A 6,435-nucleotide genomic window follows, 5' to 3' on the forward strand; every position below is an offset into this window, starting at 1 on the left:
TAAATCGCTGACCTTTTGCGAGGAGAGAATTCTGACAATTGTGAAAACGATAATTCATGCGGGAGGATGGCTCATTTCTTTAGAACCAACAAGCCTGAAAAAGGCTGGCAGCTATTAGCGATGGGGCATGCGTGTTTTACATTTCTAAATGATGATGTGTCTTTCATATAGTTGTTTAATCGTTTAAGCAGTTTACATTAAAAAATGGGCTACTTCGTAACCCAGGATTAATTATCGTTAGCATAAATTGCTACAAAAGAAAGATAACTGTTGAAGAAGTAGTCATTTTCTACCCTTTCATATCGTAGCAGTACGCTAAACTATGTCATTTAATCGTTAAAGCAAGTTTTTTTTTTATTTTATTTAATTCTTTTACCCAAGTTCTTCTCTGGATTTGAAAAAACTCTCGGTTTTACCGGCACTGTTGCCGATACCCGCCTGATTTTAGCCACCGCTTTAAAGTTAACGTCATCGGGTTTAATACTCAGCCATTCACACCCCAGCGGTAACCTTATGCCCAGCCGGCAGGACGAAGCCCTGACACAAAAAATCAAACAGGCTGCCCAGTTGATGGAGATTAAATTGATCGATCATATTATCCTCAGCAGCGAAAACTATTACTCCATGGCAGATAATGGTATCATTTAGCTTAAAGCGTTTAACCCGAACAAACTGCCGGGTTATTAAGTAGCCACCCGTACAGCGCAAGCCTGTGCGGCGCTACTTTTTCTTTTTGGCAGTCGCCACAAAAAGAAAAAGTAGCAAAAAGAAAAACGCTTCATGCCGGATGGTAACCTGCGGTTGAATCGCTGTTTTATTTTCCCGCTTGAATCAATGATAAGTCTTTAATCTCGTCGTCCTACACCTTTGAATCCTTGCTCAAAGTAAAGCTGCTTTCTTAAAGTTTTTAATCGCTGTTCCGCATCAGCTACCTGTCGCCTTTCCCTGATTAACTTTTCTCCAGATTGCTCAATTAATACTTCGTATAATTCAATGGCCTTTTGATAATCACCCAAATTTTCCAGGCTCACTACAGCACGATAGATACGATGGAGACCATGGCTTTTGTTGAAGGCTAAAAGATAAATGACAACTGTACTGGCAGTGGTAGAACAACAACAATGATAGCAGCATTTGTATCCATAGGCAAGCGCTTGAATGTGCCAAAAACGTATTCGGAAACCACTGCCAAAAACAATTAAAAGGAGAGGTTGTGGGCAAAGATGTTATTAACAAAGGAGGATTTATTGATACTGTTGCTGGCTGCAAACTGAAGTGGACAGGCTGTGTGAAAACTGAGAAAAAGCAGAAAGACCGCTGAGTTGTATACAATGCATTGTGCCAGGCGGAACAGGCCGGTCTACGGCCTGTTAACCGCTGGGCTTTAAAGATTTGATGCGGCAAACATAACTGTCAGTTGCTAAACGAAATGTCAAAATCGTAAATTGTTTCAGCGCCAAAACGCGATTGTATTTGTGGCACTATGCACATCGAAAGCAAACATTTTTGTAACATGACTTTTGACAGATCTTGTAATGATAACGGTAGGCATTGGTGTTTATTTTAAGTAGTTATAAACCTCTTTCGCCTTAATGCCGGTTCTTTTTTATCTGAAAATTTTTTCAATAGAGCAGGTTAATTCGTCTGTCAGCGCCATTAAATAAAACGGCATATTATCTATGGAGCAGCTCATCCCTTTTTACAAAACTTTGGAATAATGCCGGGGGCTGTCAAGACTAGCCAGTTCATCTCGTGGACATCTTGTCTGGTATCTGCATGGGCTCTACTTTTACTGTTGCTCTTTATGTAGAAACATACCGCCTTATTGAAACCTTTATGGTACCGAAGCGGATGGGCCGCCCAATGCTGATAAAGCAGCAAAGGCCGGCATTCGTGCCCCTGTAGCCGGGCACGGCCAGATGTTCAATTGTTGCACAATTGGTAATCTGGCCCCTGTTTCTCCGGAGTCGCCAGGGGAGAAGCGGATTATTAATTGGTAGTGTTTGCTGCTTGGTGCAGCAGTTTTGTTAACGTGATAAAAGGATAATGTGATGGAGAAACAAGACAAACAGTCCAGGAAATGGATAAGCTTTCGTGTAAAGCCCGGTGAGTATCGTATAATCCATGACCTCTTTCAGGAAAGCACCTGCAACAAATTCAGTGAGTACGCCAGGCTCACGTTGATGCAAAAACCGGTAGTTATCCGGTATCGTAATCAATCCGCAGATGAAATCCTTTCTTCCCTTCTTAAAATCAAAAATGAACTAAGTGCGATCGGCAATAATCTCAATCAGTCGGTTCGCAAATTGCATGGCATCAATACCCCTCCCGAAATAATGTCCTGGCTGATGCTTCAGGAAGCTACCCGTCATCATTTCCTCCGGCAGGTAGAAGAAATTAAACATGCACTCATCAAAATTTCAGAGCAATGGTTGCCAGGATCACCAGCCCCAAAGCCATAAGAAAGGCGCTGAGCTATAACGAAAACAAAGTGCGGCAGGGTGTGGCGGAATGCATCCATGCGGCCGGCTTCATCAAGGACGCGGAACAGATGAATTTCTATGAAAAACTACATCGTTTTGAAGACAGAATATCGCTCAACCAACGTGCAAAAACCAATGCCCTGCATATCTCCCTCAACTTCGATGCCGCTGATCAACTGGATAAGGAAAGGCTCATAGAGATCGCAGGCCTGTATATGGAAAAAATAGGCTTTGGAGACCAGCCTTACCTGGTTTATCAGCACCATGACTCCGGCCACCGGCATGTCCACATCCTGACCACCAGTATAAGGGAAGATGGCCGTCGCATCGACACCTACAATATTGGCAGGAACCAGTCTGAAAAAGCCAGAAAGGAAATCGAAAATGTCTACAGCCTGGTAAAACCTGAAAGTAAAAAACAAACATGGCACGACCAACAGGAGGCGTTAAAAGTGCAGTACGGAAAAACGGAGACCAAGCGGGCTATTTCTAATGTGCTTGATAAAGTCATCAATCAATACCGGTACACCTCCCTTGCCGAACTGAACGCTGTTCTGCTACAGTATAATGTGATGGCCGACCGCGGACAGCATGGCTCCCGAACATATCAAAACGGAGGCCTTGTCTACCGGGTATTAGATGACCAGGGTAAAAAAGCGGGAGCCCCGGTTAAGGCCAGCGACATATACAACAAGCCTACCTGGCCCCTTATTCAGTCCAGATTTGAAATGAATGGCAAAACAAGGAAAGCGGATGCCGCCCACGCAAGGACGGCTATTGACTGGGTCCTGGCCGGTCCCACAGATAGCCTGGCAGGCTTTGCCAGGGCGCTGGAAAAAGAACACATGCACCTGGTCATAAGACGCAATGAAGACGGCATCGTTTACGGGCTTACCTACATAGACCATACCCGCAGGAACGTGTTTAACGGCAGTGACCTGGGTAAGGAATACAGTGCCAGGCGGGTGCTGGAAAGATTGGGGTTATCCCCTCAACTAACGGTGGCCCCGGGACAGAACAAAAGCTGCGGCAACCTGACTCCGGCAGCGTCAGCCACAGATATCAGGCCGGTGACCACTGAGAACGCGAAACCAGCCTTTTTGCCTAAGGAAGACGTGCCTCAAAATACCCCGCCGGCAGCCACGCAGACAGCCTCCATAACCACCGGTCAAAAGGAATTTAACGAAAACAGGGAGATGAACCTGGCAGGCAAATCCCTTGCGGAATTGATTGAGCTGCTGGTAAAGCCAGAAGATTCATTCGAACAGGTACCTTATGAACTGCGTAAGGAAGAAAAACAAAGAAAAAAGAAACCTGGCCAGGAACATTTTATAGAACGGTGAAAAGTACAATGAATTAAAATAGTCAACTATGTCAACATTGAGAACAGGGGAAAACGATCAGGGGTTAAAAAAAGTCACAGACCTCACAAGGGCCATCGGCATCGCCTTATTGATAACGCATTTTTATTATTACTGTTATGGGGCCTTCGAAGACTGGGGCTATAACACAGACCTGACCGACCGGTTTTTGAACAGCCTGTCAGGGACTGGTATTTATAAAAGCTTCCATACATCGAAGTTGATAGCCCTTGGATTGTTAACTATTTCACTGCTTGGTGCAAGGGGGAAAAAAGGAGAGAAGTATAATTACCGGATGGCGCTGTGTTATCTAAGTATGGGTATGCTGCTGTATTTTGGGAGCTACTACATCGCCGGCCTTGATGCCAAAAGAACAACGCTGGCACTCTGGTACATGGGTACCACTGTCATGGGGTTTATTCTTTGCATGACCGGCGGTACCATCCTGTCAAGAATTATCCACCTGAAGGTTAATCACCAGGTATTCAATACTGAAAATGAAACATTTCCGCAGGAGCAACGTTTGCTGGCCAACGAATATTCCGTGAACCTGCCTACCGTTTTTCAGCACAGAGGAAAAAGGCATAAAGGATGGATTAATATCATCAACCCCTTTCGCGCTACCCTCGTTATGGGTTCTCCCGGCAGCGGCAAAACCTATTTTGTCATACAGCATTTTATCCGTCAGCATATGGAAAAAGGGTTCTCTATGTTTATCTACGATTATAAATACCCTGACCTCACAACGCTGGCGTATAACCAATATTTAAAATTTGGGAATAACAGGAAATATTACAATGTAACGCCTCAATTTTTCTCCATTAACTTCGATCAGCCCGAATACTCCCACGGCTGTAACTGCCTTGACATCAGCGCCATGCGGGATATCACAGACGCCGGTGAATCTGCACGTACCATCATGCTGGGGCTTAATCCTGAATGGATTGAAAAGCAGGGTGATTTTTGGGTGGAATCCTCGGTCAATTTTTTGACAGCCATCATTTGGTTTTTATGCAAACATGAAAAAGGGCGATACTGCAGCCTGCCCCATGTGGTGGAGCTCGCACAACAACCTTACGATAAACTCTTTTCCGTGCTTAGGTCAGAACCTGAGGTGGAAGTGCTGATAGCACCTTTCGTCAACGCTTTTTTAAATGATGCCCGCAACCAGCTGGAAGGGCAGGTTGCCAGCGCAACGATCGCATTGTCGAGGCTGTCCTCACCGCAGCTTTATTATGTTCTTTCCCGCGATGACTTTAAAATGGATATTGCAAACCCTTTTACGCCCAAAATTGTTTGCCTGGGTAATAATCCTCAAAAATCAAATGTATACGGGCCGGTGATTTCCCTGTACCTGACACTGGTGACAAGGATACTCAACAAAAAGGGCAATCGCAAATGCGCACTGGTGATAGATGAATTTCCTACGCTTTATTTTAACGGAATCGCATCTTTTATGGCTACCGTGCGAAGCAACAGGGTAGCAACAACCATCGGGGTGCAAAATGTCGAGCAACTAAAATTAAGTTACGGCAATGAAGCGGGAAAAATGATTTTGAATATGGCGGGAAACATTATCTGCGGACAGTTAAAGGGAGAGGCTGCCAGGCATTTATCTGAAGGTTTTGGAAAGATATTGCAGACCAGGGAAAGCATAGCGCATAGCGAGAATGTTTCTGTCACCAAATCCAAATCACTGGAATATGCGATACCTCAATCCACTATCAGCGCTTTGTCCTCGGGCGAGTTTGTTGGCAGCGTCGCGGACAACCCGGACCAGGAAATAGAGCAGAAGCTGTTCCATGCAAAAATTCAAAACGATCATGCAAGACTTGCCAGGGAAGAGAAACAATTTTTGCCGCCGCCCAGGATAAATGAGATTAAACAGGGTCAGGTCAATGAAAACTATGTACGTATAAAAAAAGAAGTGACAGATTTAGTGCAAAGGCAGCTGGAAAAAATGATTCTTAACCCTTCACTAAAACACTTACTTGTTAAAAAGTGAATATTTGAGTACATAAGTCAATGAGGGTTATTCTATCATCCTTAATCATTTATATAATTTAAATCATTAGCTATTTAATAGCAAAATGTTTGATCTCCCTGGCTCTACCGGCAGCTTCAGGAAAAAATGTTGTTTTGGCTTGGTTGAGCCTTATCTATCCTGCGTCTGTAATATGCACCTTATGCTTAAAATTTGGACGGAATTCAGAACATCTGTAATAATTATGACTTAAAAATTATTTCCCATTCAGCATATGGAGCTCCGATATCATATCATTACACTGTCAAGTATAATTTTGTATCCTTGTCATCCAAAACAGGACCATGCCAACATAGAACGTGTGCTTGAAATATATAAAAGGCCATACGATAAAGATTGTCCGGTAGTATGCATGGACGAATCTCCGAAACAATTGATTAAAGAAACAAGGGGCGCTATTGAAATGATGCCGGGGTATGCTGCTAAAGAAGATGTTGAATATGAGCGTTGCGGAGTGGCAAATATCTTCTTAACATCGGAACCCCTGACAGGAAAAAGATATGTAGAGGTTACAGCGCAAAAAACGAAATCGGATTGGGCAAAGCAT

The 6,435-nt window shown here is 43.9% G+C and carries 5 protein-coding genes and 1 pseudogene; 5 read left to right on the forward strand and 1 reads right to left on the reverse strand.

What is annotated here, in order from left to right; all coding sequences use genetic code 11:
• The first annotated feature begins 366 nt into the window (after nt 1-366).
• Nucleotides 367-648, forward strand: a complete 282-nt coding sequence (locus tag F0364_RS12625) for a JAB domain-containing protein (protein WP_153798150.1) — start codon at nt 367-369, stop codon at nt 646-648.
• Nucleotides 649-845: 197 nt separating this feature from the next.
• On the opposite strand, the gene F0364_RS12630 is transcribed toward F0364_RS12625, so the two are convergent.
• Nucleotides 846-1,031 (reverse strand): hypothetical protein, encoded by a 186-nt coding sequence (locus F0364_RS12630; protein WP_153798147.1) that lies wholly within the window; start codon nt 1,029-1,031, stop codon nt 846-848.
• A gap of 1,020 nt (nt 1,032-2,051) precedes the next feature.
• Between F0364_RS12630 and F0364_RS12635 the strand changes: the two genes are divergently transcribed.
• The 4 genes and pseudogenes from F0364_RS12635 to F0364_RS29185 form a co-directional block, all read left to right on the forward strand.
• The gene (locus F0364_RS12635; protein WP_153798148.1) at nt 2,052-2,462 is read left to right on the forward strand and encodes a plasmid mobilization protein; all 411 of its coding nucleotides are present in this window, start codon (nt 2,052-2,054) and stop codon (nt 2,460-2,462) included.
• A complete protein-coding gene (locus F0364_RS12640) occupies nt 2,429-3,826 on the forward strand; it encodes a relaxase/mobilization nuclease domain-containing protein (RefSeq protein WP_153798149.1) in 1,398 nt (465 codons plus the stop codon). Before F0364_RS12635 ends, F0364_RS12640 begins: the two co-directional genes overlap by 34 nt.
• 28 nt (nt 3,827-3,854) lie before the next feature.
• Nucleotides 3,855-5,849, forward strand: a complete 1,995-nt coding sequence (gene mobC / locus F0364_RS12645; protein ID WP_207632649.1) for a conjugal transfer protein MobC — start codon at nt 3,855-3,857, stop codon at nt 5,847-5,849.
• A gap of 325 nt (nt 5,850-6,174) precedes the next feature.
• Nucleotides 6,175-6,435: pseudogene (locus F0364_RS29185) on the forward strand (hypothetical protein); the annotation flags it as partial.

The organism is Foetidibacter luteolus, from assembly GCF_009650435.1.
GTDB lineage: Bacteria > Bacteroidota > Bacteroidia > Chitinophagales > Chitinophagaceae > Foetidibacter > Foetidibacter luteolus.

Excerpts from the sequence above, each read along its gene's own strand:
- mobC (WP_207632649.1), top strand. The coding sequence starts at position 3,855 with ATGTCAACATTGAGAACAGGGGAAAACGATCAGGGGTTAAAAAAAGTC.
- F0364_RS12635 (WP_153798148.1), top strand. The coding sequence starts at position 2,052 with ATGGAGAAACAAGACAAACAGTCCAGGAAATGGATAAGCTTTCGTGTA.
- F0364_RS12640 (WP_153798149.1), top strand. The coding sequence starts at position 2,429 with ATGGTTGCCAGGATCACCAGCCCCAAAGCCATAAGAAAGGCGCTGAGC.